At 38.1% G+C, this 13,704-nt stretch carries 13 protein-coding genes and 2 other annotated features; of the genes, 3 read left to right on the forward strand and 10 right to left on the reverse strand.

Annotated features, from left to right (window positions below; genetic code table 11):
- From trpB to trpE, 6 genes are read right to left on the reverse strand one after another with little or no spacing between them, the layout of a single operon-like run.
- Nucleotides 1-1,194, reverse strand: coding sequence for a tryptophan synthase subunit beta (gene trpB, locus ORL93_RS23425; RefSeq protein WP_098160774.1), 1,194 nt, complete (start codon nucleotides 1,192-1,194; stop codon nucleotides 1-3).
- A 2-nt stretch (nucleotides 1,195-1,196) separates the two neighbouring features.
- Nucleotides 1,197-1,805: a phosphoribosylanthranilate isomerase gene (locus tag ORL93_RS23430; RefSeq protein WP_265959585.1), complete on the reverse strand. Its 609-nt coding sequence runs from the start codon at nucleotides 1,803-1,805 to the stop codon at nucleotides 1,197-1,199.
- On the reverse strand, nucleotides 1,802-2,563 hold the full coding sequence (gene trpC, locus ORL93_RS23435; RefSeq protein WP_265959586.1) for an indole-3-glycerol phosphate synthase TrpC: 762 nt from the start codon (nucleotides 2,561-2,563) through the stop codon (nucleotides 1,802-1,804). The genes ORL93_RS23430 and trpC overlap by 4 nt, the downstream gene beginning before the upstream one ends.
- Nucleotides 2,564-3,589, reverse strand: a complete 1,026-nt coding sequence (trpD, locus tag ORL93_RS23440) for an anthranilate phosphoribosyltransferase (RefSeq protein WP_018781118.1) — start codon at nucleotides 3,587-3,589, stop codon at nucleotides 2,564-2,566.
- Entirely contained in the window at nucleotides 3,586-4,173 is a 588-nt protein-coding gene (locus ORL93_RS23445) for an aminodeoxychorismate/anthranilate synthase component II (RefSeq protein ID WP_265959588.1), read from the reverse strand. Before ORL93_RS23445 ends, trpD begins: the two co-directional genes overlap by 4 nt.
- A complete protein-coding gene (trpE, locus tag ORL93_RS23450) occupies nucleotides 4,170-5,585 on the reverse strand; it encodes an anthranilate synthase component I (protein WP_265959589.1) in 1,416 nt (471 codons plus the stop codon). Before trpE ends, ORL93_RS23445 begins: the two co-directional genes overlap by 4 nt.
- 52 nt (nucleotides 5,586-5,637) lie before the next feature.
- Nucleotides 5,638-5,881: a binding site (T-box leader), on the reverse strand.
- 199 nt (nucleotides 5,882-6,080) lie between these two features.
- Nucleotides 6,081-6,319: a binding site (T-box leader), on the reverse strand.
- 305 nt (nucleotides 6,320-6,624) lie between these two features.
- Between trpE and putP the strand changes: the two genes are divergently transcribed.
- The gene (gene putP / locus ORL93_RS23455; RefSeq protein ID WP_265959590.1) at nucleotides 6,625-8,091 is read left to right on the forward strand and encodes a sodium/proline symporter PutP; all 1,467 of its coding nucleotides are present in this window, start codon (nucleotides 6,625-6,627) and stop codon (nucleotides 8,089-8,091) included.
- Nucleotides 8,092-8,268: 177 nt separating this feature from the next.
- Complete coding sequence (locus ORL93_RS23460; protein WP_265959621.1) at nucleotides 8,269-8,658, forward strand: Ig-like domain-containing protein; 390 nt, start codon at nucleotides 8,269-8,271, stop codon at nucleotides 8,656-8,658.
- Between the two features lie 41 nt (nucleotides 8,659-8,699).
- On the opposite strand, the gene ORL93_RS23465 is transcribed toward ORL93_RS23460, so the two are convergent.
- The 4 genes from ORL93_RS23465 to ORL93_RS23480 form a co-directional block, all read right to left on the reverse strand.
- On the reverse strand, nucleotides 8,700-9,818 hold the full coding sequence (locus tag ORL93_RS23465; protein WP_040119316.1) for a CgeB family protein: 1,119 nt from the start codon (nucleotides 9,816-9,818) through the stop codon (nucleotides 8,700-8,702).
- Between the two features lie 288 nt (nucleotides 9,819-10,106).
- On the reverse strand, nucleotides 10,107-10,523 hold the full coding sequence (locus ORL93_RS23470; RefSeq protein WP_265959591.1) for a PH domain-containing protein: 417 nt from the start codon (nucleotides 10,521-10,523) through the stop codon (nucleotides 10,107-10,109).
- A gap of 351 nt (nucleotides 10,524-10,874) precedes the next feature.
- Entirely contained in the window at nucleotides 10,875-11,291 is a 417-nt protein-coding gene (locus tag ORL93_RS23475; RefSeq protein ID WP_097794799.1) for a VOC family protein, read from the reverse strand.
- A gap of 389 nt (nucleotides 11,292-11,680) precedes the next feature.
- Complete coding sequence (locus ORL93_RS23480) at nucleotides 11,681-12,592, reverse strand: DMT family transporter (protein ID WP_098018272.1); 912 nt, start codon at nucleotides 12,590-12,592, stop codon at nucleotides 11,681-11,683.
- A gap of 375 nt (nucleotides 12,593-12,967) precedes the next feature.
- Between ORL93_RS23480 and ORL93_RS23485 the strand changes: the two genes are divergently transcribed.
- The gene (locus tag ORL93_RS23485) at nucleotides 12,968-13,699 is read left to right on the forward strand and encodes an alpha/beta hydrolase (RefSeq protein WP_006093975.1); all 732 of its coding nucleotides are present in this window, start codon (nucleotides 12,968-12,970) and stop codon (nucleotides 13,697-13,699) included.
- The last annotated feature ends 5 nt before the right edge of the window (nucleotides 13,700-13,704 follow it).

The raw sequence follows: 13,704 nt of genomic DNA on the forward strand, positions 1-13,704 counted from the left end.
TTACACCTCTTCCATATAACGTTTTATACTTTCAACATCTTTATCACCGCGGCCCGATAAACAAATGACAAGTCCTTCATCTTGCTTCATTGTAGGCGCAAGTTTTAATGCATACGCCACTGCGTGTGAACTTTCTAATGCCGGAATAATTCCTTCTTTTTTCGTTAGTAACTGAAATGCAGCCAGCGCTTCGTCATCTGTAATTGAGTTGTAAGAGACACGGCCAATATCTTTTAGCAGACTATGCTCTGGCCCAACTCCTGGATAATCTAGCCCCGCTGAAATAGAATGCGCTTCCTGAATTTGCCCTTCTTCATTTTGAAGGAGATACATCATCGAACCATGAAGAACGCCAACGCTTCCTTTTGTTAATGTTGCTGCATGCTTTTCTGTATGAACGCCTTTACCTGCTGCTTCTACGCCGTAAAGAGCAACTTCTTCATCGTGTACAAAGGGATAGAACATTCCCATTGCATTACTCCCACCGCCAATGCAAGCAACAACTGCTTCTGGTAATTTCCCTTCTAACGCTGCATATTGTTTCTTCGTTTCTTTCCCGATTACACTTTGGAAATCACGTACAATTTGCGGGAATGGATGCGGTCCAAGAACAGATCCCATAATATAGTGCGTATCGTGCACATGTGCAACCCAGTAACGAAGCGCCTCGTTTACTGCATCTTTTAATGTTCCACTACCTGCTGCGACACTTTCCACTTTCGCTCCTAATAGTTCCATTCTGAAGACGTTTAACTTTTGACGTTTTACATCCTCTTCTCCCATAAAAATGACGCACTCTAAACCGAGTAAGGCGCATACCGTCGCCGTTGCAACCCCGTGCTGTCCAGCTCCTGTTTCAGCTACAACCTTTTTCTTACCCATTCTCACTGCAAGAAGTGCTTGCCCAATTGTATTATTAATTTTGTGAGCTCCGGTATGATTTAAATCTTCACGCTTTAAATAAATCTTCGCCCCTCCGCAATACTTTGTCAGATTCTCCGCAAAATAAAGCGGTGTTTCTCTTCCGACGTACGTTTGTAAATAATGCTCTAATTCTTGTTGAAATGCTTCATCTTGCATCGCTTCTTTATACGCTTCTTCTAATTCTAAAACAGATTGCATAAGTGTTTCTGGAACGTAACGTCCTCCGTATATACCGTAGTGACCTTTTTCATCTGGATATGCATATTGCATGTTTAACACTCCTTCGCTTTTCTAATAAATTTTTTTATTTTTTCGCTATCTTTCTTTCCATCCGTTTCTACTCCGCTGCTGACATCTACCATATATGGCTTAACAGTTTCAATTGCTTCTTTAATGTTTTCAATGTGTAATCCACCAGCTAAAATACACTTTTTACGAATTTCATTTGGCATATCATCTAGCAACTTCCATGAAAATATTTTGCCATTTCCACCATGAAACTTTTCTTTCGGGCTATCAAATAAGAGAAAATCAGCTTCATAGCCTGGTGATTGCTCTATATCTTCGCTCGAATGTACACCAACCGCTTTTATAGACAGAATATTCAATCTTCTGATATAATGATTTCCTTCATCCCCATGCAGTTGTACATGTGTTAAACCACAATCATTTACAATTTTCTGAATGACCTCTACCGATTCATTTACAAAAACACCAACTTTCATTACATCAACTGGAAGCTCATCAATAATCTGTTTTGCTCTTTTAGGTGTAATTTCCCTTTTGCTTTTTGCAAATACAAATCCAATAGCATCTGCGCCGTATTCACACGCTTTCTTTGCTGTTTCTACATCGGTAATGCCGCAAATCTTTACTTTCACGTTGTCACCTTCAGTGATTGAAAGAAGTCTCCTACAGAAGGTGCAGTCATCAGCGCTTCCCCAACAAGAATTCCTTTTGCACCTGCCTGCTTCACACGTACGATATCTTCTTCCGTATGAATACCACTCTCACTAATCCAAAGCATATTTTCTTCATTCAATCGTTTCCCTAGATTTTCTGTCGTACTCAAATCCACTTCAAATGTTTTCAAATTCCGATTGTTTATTCCAATCACATGAGGATTTAATGCTAGTGCTACCTCTAATTCTGTCTCATTGTGAACTTCTACAATTGCCTCTAATCCTACTTTTTGCACGTATGCATATAACTCTCGTAGTTTTTCTTCTGATAGTGCAGCAACGATAAGTAAAATGAGATCCGCTCCCGCTTCGTACGCTCGGTCAATTTGAATCGTATCGATGATAAAATCTTTACATAGAAGTGGGATATTACTATTTGCTCGTGCTGTTTCTAAATCTTGAAAAGATCCTTTAAAAAACTGTTCATCCGTTAAAACAGAAACTGCTCCGGCACCACACTCTTCATACATTTTTACTTGCTTTGGTACATCTACATGTAAATGAATATCACCTTTAGATGGAGAAGCTCGCTTTACTTCAGCAATGACTGTGAAGTTTTGCAGTGCTTCTACAAGAGAGTGTGACTTCCTTTGTTTCTTCACCGGCGTATATGTTTTATACAACGCTTCTACCTCTTTTTTCTTCTGCTGAACAATCTTTTCTAAAATGGTTTCCATTTAATTCACCCTCTCTAATCTTTTATTACTTGCACTAATTAATAGATTCAATTTCGATAACGCTTTTCCAGAATCAATACTTTGAGCTGCAATATGAATGCCTTCTTCAATTGTCCCTGCTTTTCCATTTGCAAAAAGTGCAAGACCTGCATTGAGTAGAACCGTATCACGGTATACACTCTTTTTCCCCTCTAGTACTTGCAGTGTAATATTCGCATTTTCTTTTGCATTTCCACCTCGGATTTCTTCATTGCTCACACGAGAAAATCCATATTCTTCTGGAATAATACTCTCTTCTATAATTTTGTTATCCTTTAAAATCACTACATGATTTTCCCCTTGCAGAGATGCTTCATCTAAAAATCCGCTCCCATTTACAACAAGCGCTTGTTTTCTACCAAGCTTTTGCAATACCTCTGCTACAGGCATTAGCATATCTCGTTTGTATATGCCAACAAACTGCGTTTCTAAATCAATCGGATTTGTAAGAGGACCAATTAGATTAAAAATGGTCGGTACATTTAGCTCTTTTCTTATTTTCATAATGCGTTTAAGTGCTGGATGCATAGCTGGTGCAAACAGAAATGCGATACCAACCTTTTCTAATAAGTAGTCAATTTCTCTTGGCGTACATGCAATATTGACACCAAGTTCTTCTAATAAATCCGCACTCCCTGTTTTACTAGAAACCGCGCGATTCCCATGTTTCGCCACCTTCACACCAGCCCCGGCAAGTACGAAAGCAGATGTTGTACTAATGTTGAATGTTTGTGCACCGTCTCCGCCCGTCCCGCAATTATCCATTGCTCCTTTTATATGACTTGCAAATGGTAATGCCTTTTCCCGAAGAGCACGAACGAGGCCATATATTTCATCAGAAGTTTCACCCTTTGCCTTTAACAATGCTAAAAAAGCTGCAATTTCACTTTCTAATATATCTTCACTTAAGAGCACAAGGCCTGCTTCATACATTTCCTGTTCCGTTAAGTTCTGTCCATCTACTAATTTCCGAAGATAACTATTCATACTCGCTCCTCCTCTTTCACATTGGATAAAAATGCACGGATTAATTTTCCGCCCTCTTCAGTCGCAATTGACTCTGGATGAAACTGCAATCCGAAGAGTGGATAATAGTTATGGCGAACTGCCATGATTTCCCCATCATCCATCGCTGTTGCTAATACATCAAAACATTTTGGAATCGTATGCTTCGCCGCTACGAGTGAATGGTAGCGCATCGCAGTTAACGGTTGCGTGACATATGAAAATATCGATGTGCCATTATGCTTTACACGTGATGTTTTCCCATGTTTTATATGCTCTGCTCTTACAATTTCCCCGCCAAATGCTGAAACAATCGCTTGGTGTCCAAGGCAAATGCCAAGGATCGGAATTTGTTTATAAAAATGTTGAATCACCTGGGTGCAAATCCCTGCATCCTCTGGTTTTCCTGGTCCTGGTGAAAGAATAATTGCTTTTGGCTTTATTTCTTCGAGTTCTTGAATCGTCACTTTATCATTTCGCAGTACAACAATCTCTTCCTCATATGCCCCTAACAATTGATACAAGTTATAAGTGAATGAATCATAGTTATCGATGAGTACAATCATTTCATTACCTCCAAAAGCACCTTTGCTTTATTTAATGTCTCTTCATATTCAGCAATTGGATCTGAATCATAGACAATACCTGCTCCCGCCTGCACATATGCTGTCTGGTCTTTTACAACCATTGTGCGAATCGCAAGCGCCATATCAAGGTTTCCAGAAAAAGCTATATATCCTACTGCTCCGGCGTATACATTTCTTTTTTCCGTTTCTAATCCGTTTATAATTTCCATCGCCCTAATTTTCGGTGCCCCGGATACAGTGCCAGCCGGCAAACAGTAGGCTAGTGCATCAAAACAATCCATTCGTTTTCGCAATGTTCCGGAAACTTCAGATACAATATGCATGACATGTGAGTACTTTTCTACTTTCATATACTTATCTAGCCCAACAGAACCGACTTCGCTCACCCGCCCGATATCATTTCTTCCTAAATCTACAAGCATCATATGTTCTGCACACTCTTTCTCATTTGCTAAGAGCTCTTTTGCTATCTCTTCATCTTCCTGCTTTGTTTTTCCGCGTGGCCTTGTTCCTGCGATTGGATTTGTCATCACTTTTTCATTTCGTACAGAAAGTAAGCTTTCTGGCGAGGAACCAAGTACAACATAATCTTGGAAATCAATATAAAACATATACGGTGATGGATTTGCAATCCGAAGTTTGCGATATAGTTCAAATGAATCTCCTATAAATTCACTTTGCAATCGCTGAGATAATACAACTTGAAAAATATCACCAGCTCGAATGTATTCTTTTGCCTTCTCCACCATTTCGCAAAACTTTTCTTCTGTTATAGAAGAAGTAAAGGATAAGGAAGGCTGCATTTCTTGCACTTGTTCTTCTCCATGTAAGACATCTTGTTTATATGCCTGCAATCTCTCGTGAACTTCTTCAAAAGAGTCCGTATCTTCTCCCCTGCATACATATACAAACGATAGTTTCTGGCGTAAATGGTCGTATACAATAAACTCTCGGTACAGTAATACATGAACTTCCGGAATATCGACCGGATCAAACAGTTCTTCCCCAATGTCTTCATATTGCCGAATGACATCATAACCAATATATCCAACTGCTCCTCCGCAAAATGGAAATGGGCTTTCTACCTCTGATGGCGCAAGGGCTTTTTCCAATGCTTGTAATACATTTTCTTCTATCTGCTTCGTTCTACCATTTATCGTAATCTCTACCGCCGCGCCAACACTTTTGATTTCTCCGTATGGATCACATCCTAAATAAGAATAACGTCCTTTATCTTGATGAAGCTGCGAGCTTTCGAGTAAAAATTTTTTCTCACCTTTCATTTGTCGATATAAAGCAATCGGCGTCACACTGTCTCCTTCTTCTTCATCGATTACTAAAAATGTCTTTCCTTGTCTCTTTTGCATTCTAAATTGTTCTTTCGTTATCATGACTGCCACCTCACTATTTAAAATAAAAAAAGTCCCCTACATATGGAAATATGTAGAGGACGATAAATTTACCGTGGTACCACCTCGTTTGGATGCAGAAGCATCCCACTTTATTCAGGTACAAATATATACCTTATCCTTGTAACGGCGGAACCCGGGTTGCCTACTTATTCAAGTCTGTTCAGCATACCTCTCGTAAGCCCATTCCGCATATGGCACCGCACCGGGCTCCCACCTATCCCCGGCTCTCTGGAACGTCTCCAATATACGTACTCTTCTTACTTAAACGATTTCACTTATTCATTTTTATACAGGATGTTCAAAAAGTTCGGTGAAGATAGCTTTCGCATTTCTTCGTTACGTCGCCAGTCCGGTACTCATGTAGTTCTATCTACACTCGGTATCCTCCTGGCTTCCGCGCCTCGAACTACTCGGCTCTCTTTATCCTCCTTTTTGAACGAGCATTTATACACAAAAAGGGAGTACTCATCCTATAGAAAGGACGGGTACTCCCGTGGTGCCACCTTAATTCGTTACAAATGTAACGCACTTTGCCGTATCCAAAATGAATACGTGTCTCTTGTATCGATGAGATCATGTCGCCAAAGCCTACTTCTTTCGGTTCGGTTTGGAAGCTCCGAAGGCCATTCCATATTAATTCCATACTGATTCGCACCAACCATCAGCTCTCTGACATGTTCATAATACGTACTCTTCTTCATCAACGCTTGCATTTTTTAAGTTGAAATCATTATATGCCGTTCCTTTTTCATAAGTCAATACTTTTTAAAAATTTTTATTTATTTCTCAGCTCAATATTATATTGACAAAACAACCTATTTCTATGTAAATATAATAAATACCCTATTAAAATTAAGGTTTTTTGTCAGAAAATTATATATTCGAAAAATGAACCAATGTCAAAAAACGCTTACATTTCAGAAAATTCGTATTTGTATATGGATTTTCTGAAATAATCATGATAGATTATAATTATGCAAAGTTCATCAAAAGACATTACAAAAGGAAGGGGAACTACATGAGTACGCAGATGTTAATTTTAATTTCTATCTCTATCTACATGCTCGGGATGCTAGTCATTGGCTATTTTGCCTATAAACAAACATCCAACTTAACAGATTATATGCTTGGCGGGCGTACACTAGGCCCCGCAGTAACAGCATTAAGTGCGGGAGCAGCTGATATGAGTGGCTGGCTGTTAATGGGATTACCCGGTGCAATGTTTAGCGTTGGATTAAGTAGTAGCTGGATCGCGATTGGCCTAACACTTGGCGCATACGCAAACTGGATCTATGTCGCTCCTCGCTTACGTACCTACTCAGAAATTGCAAACAACTCTATTACTATTCCAGAATTTTTAGAGCATCGTTTCCATGATGCATCTCATATGCTACGTCTTGTTTCTGGACTTGTTATTATGATCTTTTTCACATTTTATGTAGCTTCAGGATTCGTCTCAGGTGCTGTATTATTCGAAAATTCATTTGGCTTAAATTATCATGTTGGACTACTTATTGTTGGAAGCGTTGTTGTAGCTTACACATTATTTGGTGGCTTCTTAGCTGTAAGTTGGACAGACTTCGTTCAAGGAATCATCATGGTGGTTGCTCTTGTACTTGTTCCGGTCGTAACAATTATGAATGTAAACGGCCTTGGACCAGCATTTGATACAATTAAATCTATTGACCCAGCGCTATTAGATATTTTTAAAGGAACATCCGTATTAGGTATTATTTCATTATTTGCCTGGGGTCTTGGTTATGCTGGACAACCTCATATTATCGTACGCTTTATGGCTATCTCATCTGTAAAAGAAATTAAAAGCGCACGTCGAATTGGTATGAGCTGGATGATTTTCTCTGTAGTAGGAGCTATGTTTACTGGCCTTATCGGTATCGCTTACTATTCAAAAGCGGGATTAAAGCTCTCTGACCCAGAAACAATTTTCGTTGAACTAGGTAACATTTTATTCCATCCATTAATTACTGGATTTTTATTAGCAGCTATTTTAGCGGCTATTATGAGTACAATCTCTTCTCAGCTTCTTGTTACATCAAGTGCAGTAACGGAAGACATATATAGAACATTCTTTAAACGTTCTGCATCTGATCGTGAGCTTGTATTTGTTGGTCGTATGGCCGTTCTTGTTATTGCACTTATTGGTTGTGGATTAGCATTTAAACAAAACGACACAATCCTAGCGCTTGTTGGCTATGCTTGGGCTGGATTTGGTTCTTCATTTGGTCCTGTCGTTTTACTAAGCTTATACTGGAAACGTATGACAAAATGGGGCGCGTTAGCTGGAATGATCGCTGGTGCTGCAACTGTTATCACGTGGACACAATTTAAGTTTTTAAAAGATTTCCTATATGAAATGATTCCAGGTTTCACAGCAAGCTTACTAGCAATTGTTATCGTTAGTTTATTAACAAAACCTTCAAAAGAAGTTGAAAAGCAGTTCGAGGAATTTGAGAAAACTGCATAATATTTTTTAAAAAAGGAACCTCCGCTTTCATCATAAAAGCGGAGGTTCCTTTTTTTATTCATTGTTCGACAATTCTCTCCTTGAAATTAACAATTTCTTTATATTTCGTTAAATCTACCATAACACTACTTCGTTATAGTATGAGTATCAACACTTATACAGAAAGGAGACTTTAGAATAATGGCATCACTACAACACCAAAATTCAAAAAAACTATCACTTATTACAAATTCTTCTTGTCCAAACATACAGTCAAAACCTCAAATTTCACTCGCTCCTTCTGTTGTATCTGTAATTGGTGTGCATATACAAAAAAATAAATTAAAAATAAAAGTAGGACAAAGCGCTGAATTATCTGCTTCTGTTCTCCCAGTTCAAGCAACAAATCAAGGGCTTATATGGACAAATATGAATCCTGACGTCATAACAGTCCATGCAGATGATGACAAAGCAATCATAACTGGAAGAAACCCTGGACGAGCTGTCATAATTGTAACAACTGCTGAAGGGCAATTTCGAGATTTATGTGTTGTTCATGTTCAGCCTTATATGACAAATCCGAATTGAACTCGCCCCCACTTTATTAAAGTGGGGGCGTTCAATTTTATTTAGTCTTGTGATTTAAAATAATCATGTGCCTTTTCTGCTAACATCTTGCGTTCCTCTGGCTTGTGGAGATAATCAAGAACGGTCTCAGCGATATTCTCATGAGAAACAAAAACAATTCCCGGCCACTCTACTTCATCTTCAGGGCTACTAGATTCAGAAATAATAAATTTATGATTCGCGACAGCGTGAGAAACTCTCGGTGTTTCAAGAATACCAGTTAAGTAGTAGTGTATGTTTAAAATAATTTTGGATCTTACTATAAGTTCATTTCTGAGAATTCCCCATACATTGCTTTTAAAAATAATATTTAAATCTGGTGCAAGCTTTTTTAACTGATCAAAAACTGCTTGACGGCGTCCATTCATAGCACCGATAAACAATACATCAATATCTTCAGAGATAGGCTTTATAAAAGTATCTGTTTTAATTTTTAAAGTAGGAGCATACTTCATTTTGACACGTTTCACTTCTTTTCCTAATTCTTTCTTTTTCAACCAAGCAATATTTTGAGGACTGTAATCCCACACTATCCTGTTTTTTAATATATTACGATAAATAATATTATCATACGGACACCCATCATATAGCTGCTCTAAATTATAAATAATCACATCTTCTGGAATCTTAACAGGAGTATGGACATATGAATGTGCACCAAAAACTATTGTATTATTCGCGTTTGTTAATAATGTTTCTGATATAATTGCCGTTTTCCCCTGCTGTTCTAACTTCCACTTTAAAGCTCTAGCAACATCTATAAAACTTCCATATGTATATGGCCATATGTAAAGACAATAGTCATAATAACTGTTGAAATACGCTTCAAATGCTTCCACATTATTTTGGTAAAGAACTACTTCAGGATGCTCAGCTAGAAGCTTATCAGCATAATTTTTTCCAATCTTATACAATCCCGCATAGTACGCTGATATACATTTTTTCAGCTCAACAGCCTCTCTTTGACTCGGTGACAACTCCATTTCAAGAAGAATACCTGCAATCAAAAAGGCTTTCAAATGATCTCGATCATAATAATATTCTAATGCAGGTAATAGTTCATTGGGTGTATTACCATGTACTGAAGCTCCTAGTTCAACAGCCCATCTAATTAATTCCATTTTCTTTCCGCTCTCCCTTCTGAGAACAAATTACATAAATTTTACATAAAAGACAAATATGATTCCTTTTACTATTTATGAAAATTTCGTTTTGGTTATTCGGCTTTTCATGCAATTAATATAAGTATCCACTTCACATCCCATATAGCCAGCAAATATTAAGTTTTAATATCAAAATATAAAGTGAAACTTTAATCAGTGGGGAGTCTTCATCCCCCGCCTCTCTTCCTCGTTTTCCCCTGTATCTTGAATGAATAAAAATAAGAGTGGCCCTTGAGACCACTCTTATCAATCGTTCATTATATGATTTTCTATTTCAATTTGCGGATGGATGCTTTTTAACAAAGAAACAAATTGTTGTTTATCTTGAGGAGAAACAAGAGCTACTTCAAATTGAGAACCATGAAGTATTTCAAGTCTGTCAAAAGACAGTGCCGGAGCTGCTAGTGGATTTTTTATTTTTGAAATTTTTCCTATATCTTTAATTGAAATTCTTTTTTTCATCGGTCCATACCGAATGATGATTTGTGCGTCTTCTACTCTGTAACCTGTTGTAAACCAGCTCCAAATAAGAAGAATTGCAAAAGGAATGGTGAAAAATAGAAGAAAATAATCCCTGCCTGCCAGAAAAGGCGCAAAACAAGCAGCAACTACCGCTAAATAAATCGGATATAACCATGCATCTTTTTGGGATGGAAAGTACATATAAAGCCACCCCCTATCCCCATTATATACCAATTTATATTGAAAAACTTTCGAGACTATATACATCCATTTTTATTTTTCAACTCATAAATCGATGCTATGAAAACAAAAGTGTACAATGACCATAAAGTTGTTTAATTTTTGATATGAAATACTTCACCGCACTTAAAAATACAACAATAAGGTCGTTTAAATCTAAGTGTTATTGCACAATCGCGTCCTATTCTAGAATAGCTGTTAAATACCGAACAGTTGGAGTAAGCATAACATAAAACGAGACAGCTGCGACTGCATAGATAATTGCTATATACCACAGTGCAACTTACCCAGCCTCGATGAACTGTGAAAGGGTTATACTTTTCTGGTCGAATCCAGAACCTCTAAATAGTGCTGATTGTACATAATGCCTAGGATGTTTCCAAAAGGATCGACTACGGAAGCAGTGATGAATCCCTCACCACGCTCTGTGGGTGCCTCGTACTCTTTTGCTCCCATAGATAGCAGCCTTTTGAAGGTTGCTGTTACATCGTCGACGTGCCAGTACACTAGAGCACCGGCTGGGCCGTTCACTGAACCATCGGGCGCGTAGCGGCTATCGATCAGGCCCAGCTCGTGCTGGTAGTCACCAAGGCGAAACTCGGCATATCCTGGACGTTCGAAGTATGGTTCGATGCCCAATAGCTCGGCGTACCACTTCTTTGCTGCTGCCAGATCATCCGTCCAAAAACTGACTGTGGTAAGTCCTCGTAATGTCTGTGCGTCGCTCATAATTGATTTCCTCCTTAGTGTTGAGTAATCTGTTTCGATGCGAAACTAAATGCCATCTCCTGAATTAACTTCGATTTACTTAAGAATAATCCTTTCTCTTATTCAAGAAGATCGCACTTGAACGAAATAACATGAATGACGCTTTTAAACATCTTTATTGTAAATGTAACGATTTTATTTGTACTCAACAAAAAGGTGATTCCCACTCGTTTTCTCTCTTTGATTCCACTTGGCATGGGGCTAAAAGAGGCTCTGACCACTTCTATCCGTCGGTGGATCCTCTCTCCCAACTAAAAAGAAAGGGGTTTATTTCGGTTTTTCAAATTGCATTTATATTAAAAAAGCTACTAGGATTTCTCCTAGCAGCTTACTAACTATCTATAAATACACTACAGCTCTTGCGTAACTGCTGCGCTGTGTGCTGGTTCTTTCTGCACGCGCTTTTGCTGCTGCAACAAGAAAATAAATACACCGAACAATACGAGAATACTTCCGATAATTTGCATCATATTTAACTTCTCACCAAGCAAGAAAAACGCAAGTACCGATGCTCCAACAGGCTCTCCTAAAATACTCATTGAAATCGTTGTGGCATTCACATAATTTAATAGCCAGTTATTAATCATATGTGAAGCGGTTGGTACAATCGCAAGCAAACTGAAAATCCACCAGTCCCACGTAGAATATCCTGTAAACGGCACACTCATGATTACGTTATAAATAGCGATAAATATTCCCGCAAATGCAAACACGGTAAAGCTATAAATCCAGTGCGAAACTTTTTTTACCGTTGTTTGCCCAATGAATAAATAACCAACAACTGCAATTACACTTAAAAAGGATAAAATATCCCCGAATATCGCTGCTCTGCTTAACCCTAAATCTCCCCATCCAATGCACATTACACCAAGGATAGCAATCCCCATTGTGGCAATGGCTGAATACGTCGTTCTTTCTTTAAACAGAAAAAAACCTCCAACTAATGATACGATTGGCTGAAGCGCTAAAATGATAGTCGAACTAGCAACAGTTGTAAACTTTAAAGATGCAAACCATAAAAGGAAATGCAGTGCTAAAAAGAATCCTGATCCTATTAAAAAACACCAATCTCGCGTTTGAATTCTGCGAAATTCTTCGCGTTTTTTCCAAACAATCGGAAGCATAAAGATTACAATAATCCATAACCGATACATGCTTAAAATTGAAAATGGTGCTGAGGACATCTTAACGAAAACAGCTGCAAATGAAATAGCTATAATGGAAACTGCTAATGGTAGTGCAATTGATTTTTCTTGTTTCAAAGTTGCTTTACCCCTCTCTCTTTAAAAATCCCCACTTCATTATATATAAACCCAATTTAATCTTTCAACATATAAATCATTGCTACGAAAAACAGAAGGTGACCTGCACTCACTTCCTCTCTTTATTTTCCCTTCGCATGGGGCAGGAAAAGGATTTGACCGCTTCTATCCATGGCGGATTCTCTCTTCCACCTAAAGATTAGGTTTTATATCGATTTTTCTTTTATTATATAAATACTAATTTTTTAGATTCTTCTTACCATTATGGTAAAATAGAAAATGAGAAGCACAGTAGTAGATGCATCCTTACATCTTCACTACCTGCGCTACCCTCACAGGGCAACTACAGCATATTTTTATTTAGGGGGATCATATATGAATCAAGCAACAGGGAGAATAGAAGAACTTTCATTTTACAGTACATCACTTCAAGAAGAGATTACACTTCTCGTCTATTTACCAGCTAATTACACGCCGCTGCACAAACACACCGTTGTAATTGCACAGGACGGGAGAGATTATTTTCAGCTTGGTAAAGCGCACCGCGTAATTGAACGTCTTCGTGAAAATGAAGAAATTGACCGAACAATTATTGTCGGTATTCCATATAAAAATGTTCACGATCGTAAAGAAAAATACTTTCCAAACGATGTAAAAAATAGCGCATACATTCGTTTCCTTGCGCATGAACTCGTTCCATATATTGATGAAAATTATCCAACCTATCAAATGGGAAAAGGTCGTGTATTAATCGGTGATTCCCTTGGTGGTACAGTGTCCTTTATGACAGCACTTATGTATCCGCATACATTCGGTAAAGTCGTTATGCAATCCCCATTTGTCGATGAAACAGTACTTAGTCTTGCAAAAGATTTTACAGAACCACACGCATTGGAAATTTATCATGTAATTGGGACGGAAGAAACCGCTGTAAAAAGAACGGATGGACAAGTTTCTGATTTTGTAGAGCCAAATCGCGAGCTGCATGCATTACTTACAGAAAGAAACTTCATCACACATTACGAAGAATTTGAAGGCAATCATACGTGGAAATATTGGCAAAATGATTTACCGAAAGCATTTTCTTATATTCTATCAATGAAATAATAGGA

It is taken from the genome of Bacillus sp. DHT2 (assembly GCF_026241455.1).
GTDB classification, from domain to species: Bacteria; Bacillota; Bacilli; order Bacillales; family Bacillaceae_G; genus Bacillus_A; species Bacillus_A pseudomycoides.

What these genes read in the sequence shown, in the direction of transcription:
- trpC (WP_265959586.1), bottom strand. Translation starts at nt 2,563, where the DNA reads ATGGAAACCATTTTAGAAAAGATTGTTCAGCAGAAGAAAAAAGAGGTA.
- ORL93_RS23470 (WP_265959591.1), bottom strand. Translation starts at nt 10,523, where the DNA reads ATGTACTTTCCATCCCAAAAAGATGCATGGTTATATCCGATTTATTTA.
- trpB (WP_098160774.1), bottom strand. Translation starts at nt 1,194, where the DNA reads ATGCAATATGCATATCCAGATGAAAAAGGTCACTACGGTATATACGGA.
- trpE (WP_265959589.1), bottom strand. Translation starts at nt 5,585, where the DNA reads ATGATAACGAAAGAACAATTTAGAATGCAAAAGAGACAAGGAAAGACA.
- ORL93_RS23475 (WP_097794799.1), bottom strand. Translation starts at nt 11,291, where the DNA reads ATGAGCGACGCACAGACATTACGAGGACTTACCACAGTCAGTTTTTGG.
- ORL93_RS23485 (WP_006093975.1), top strand. Translation starts at nt 12,968, where the DNA reads ATGAATCAAGCAACAGGGAGAATAGAAGAACTTTCATTTTACAGTACA.
- putP (WP_265959590.1), top strand. Translation starts at nt 6,625, where the DNA reads ATGAGTACGCAGATGTTAATTTTAATTTCTATCTCTATCTACATGCTC.
- ORL93_RS23445 (WP_265959588.1), bottom strand. Translation starts at nt 4,173, where the DNA reads ATGATTGTACTCATCGATAACTATGATTCATTCACTTATAACTTGTAT.
- trpD (WP_018781118.1), bottom strand. Translation starts at nt 3,589, where the DNA reads ATGAATAGTTATCTTCGGAAATTAGTAGATGGACAGAACTTAACGGAA.
- ORL93_RS23465 (WP_040119316.1), bottom strand. Translation starts at nt 9,818, where the DNA reads ATGGAATTAATTAGATGGGCTGTTGAACTAGGAGCTTCAGTACATGGT.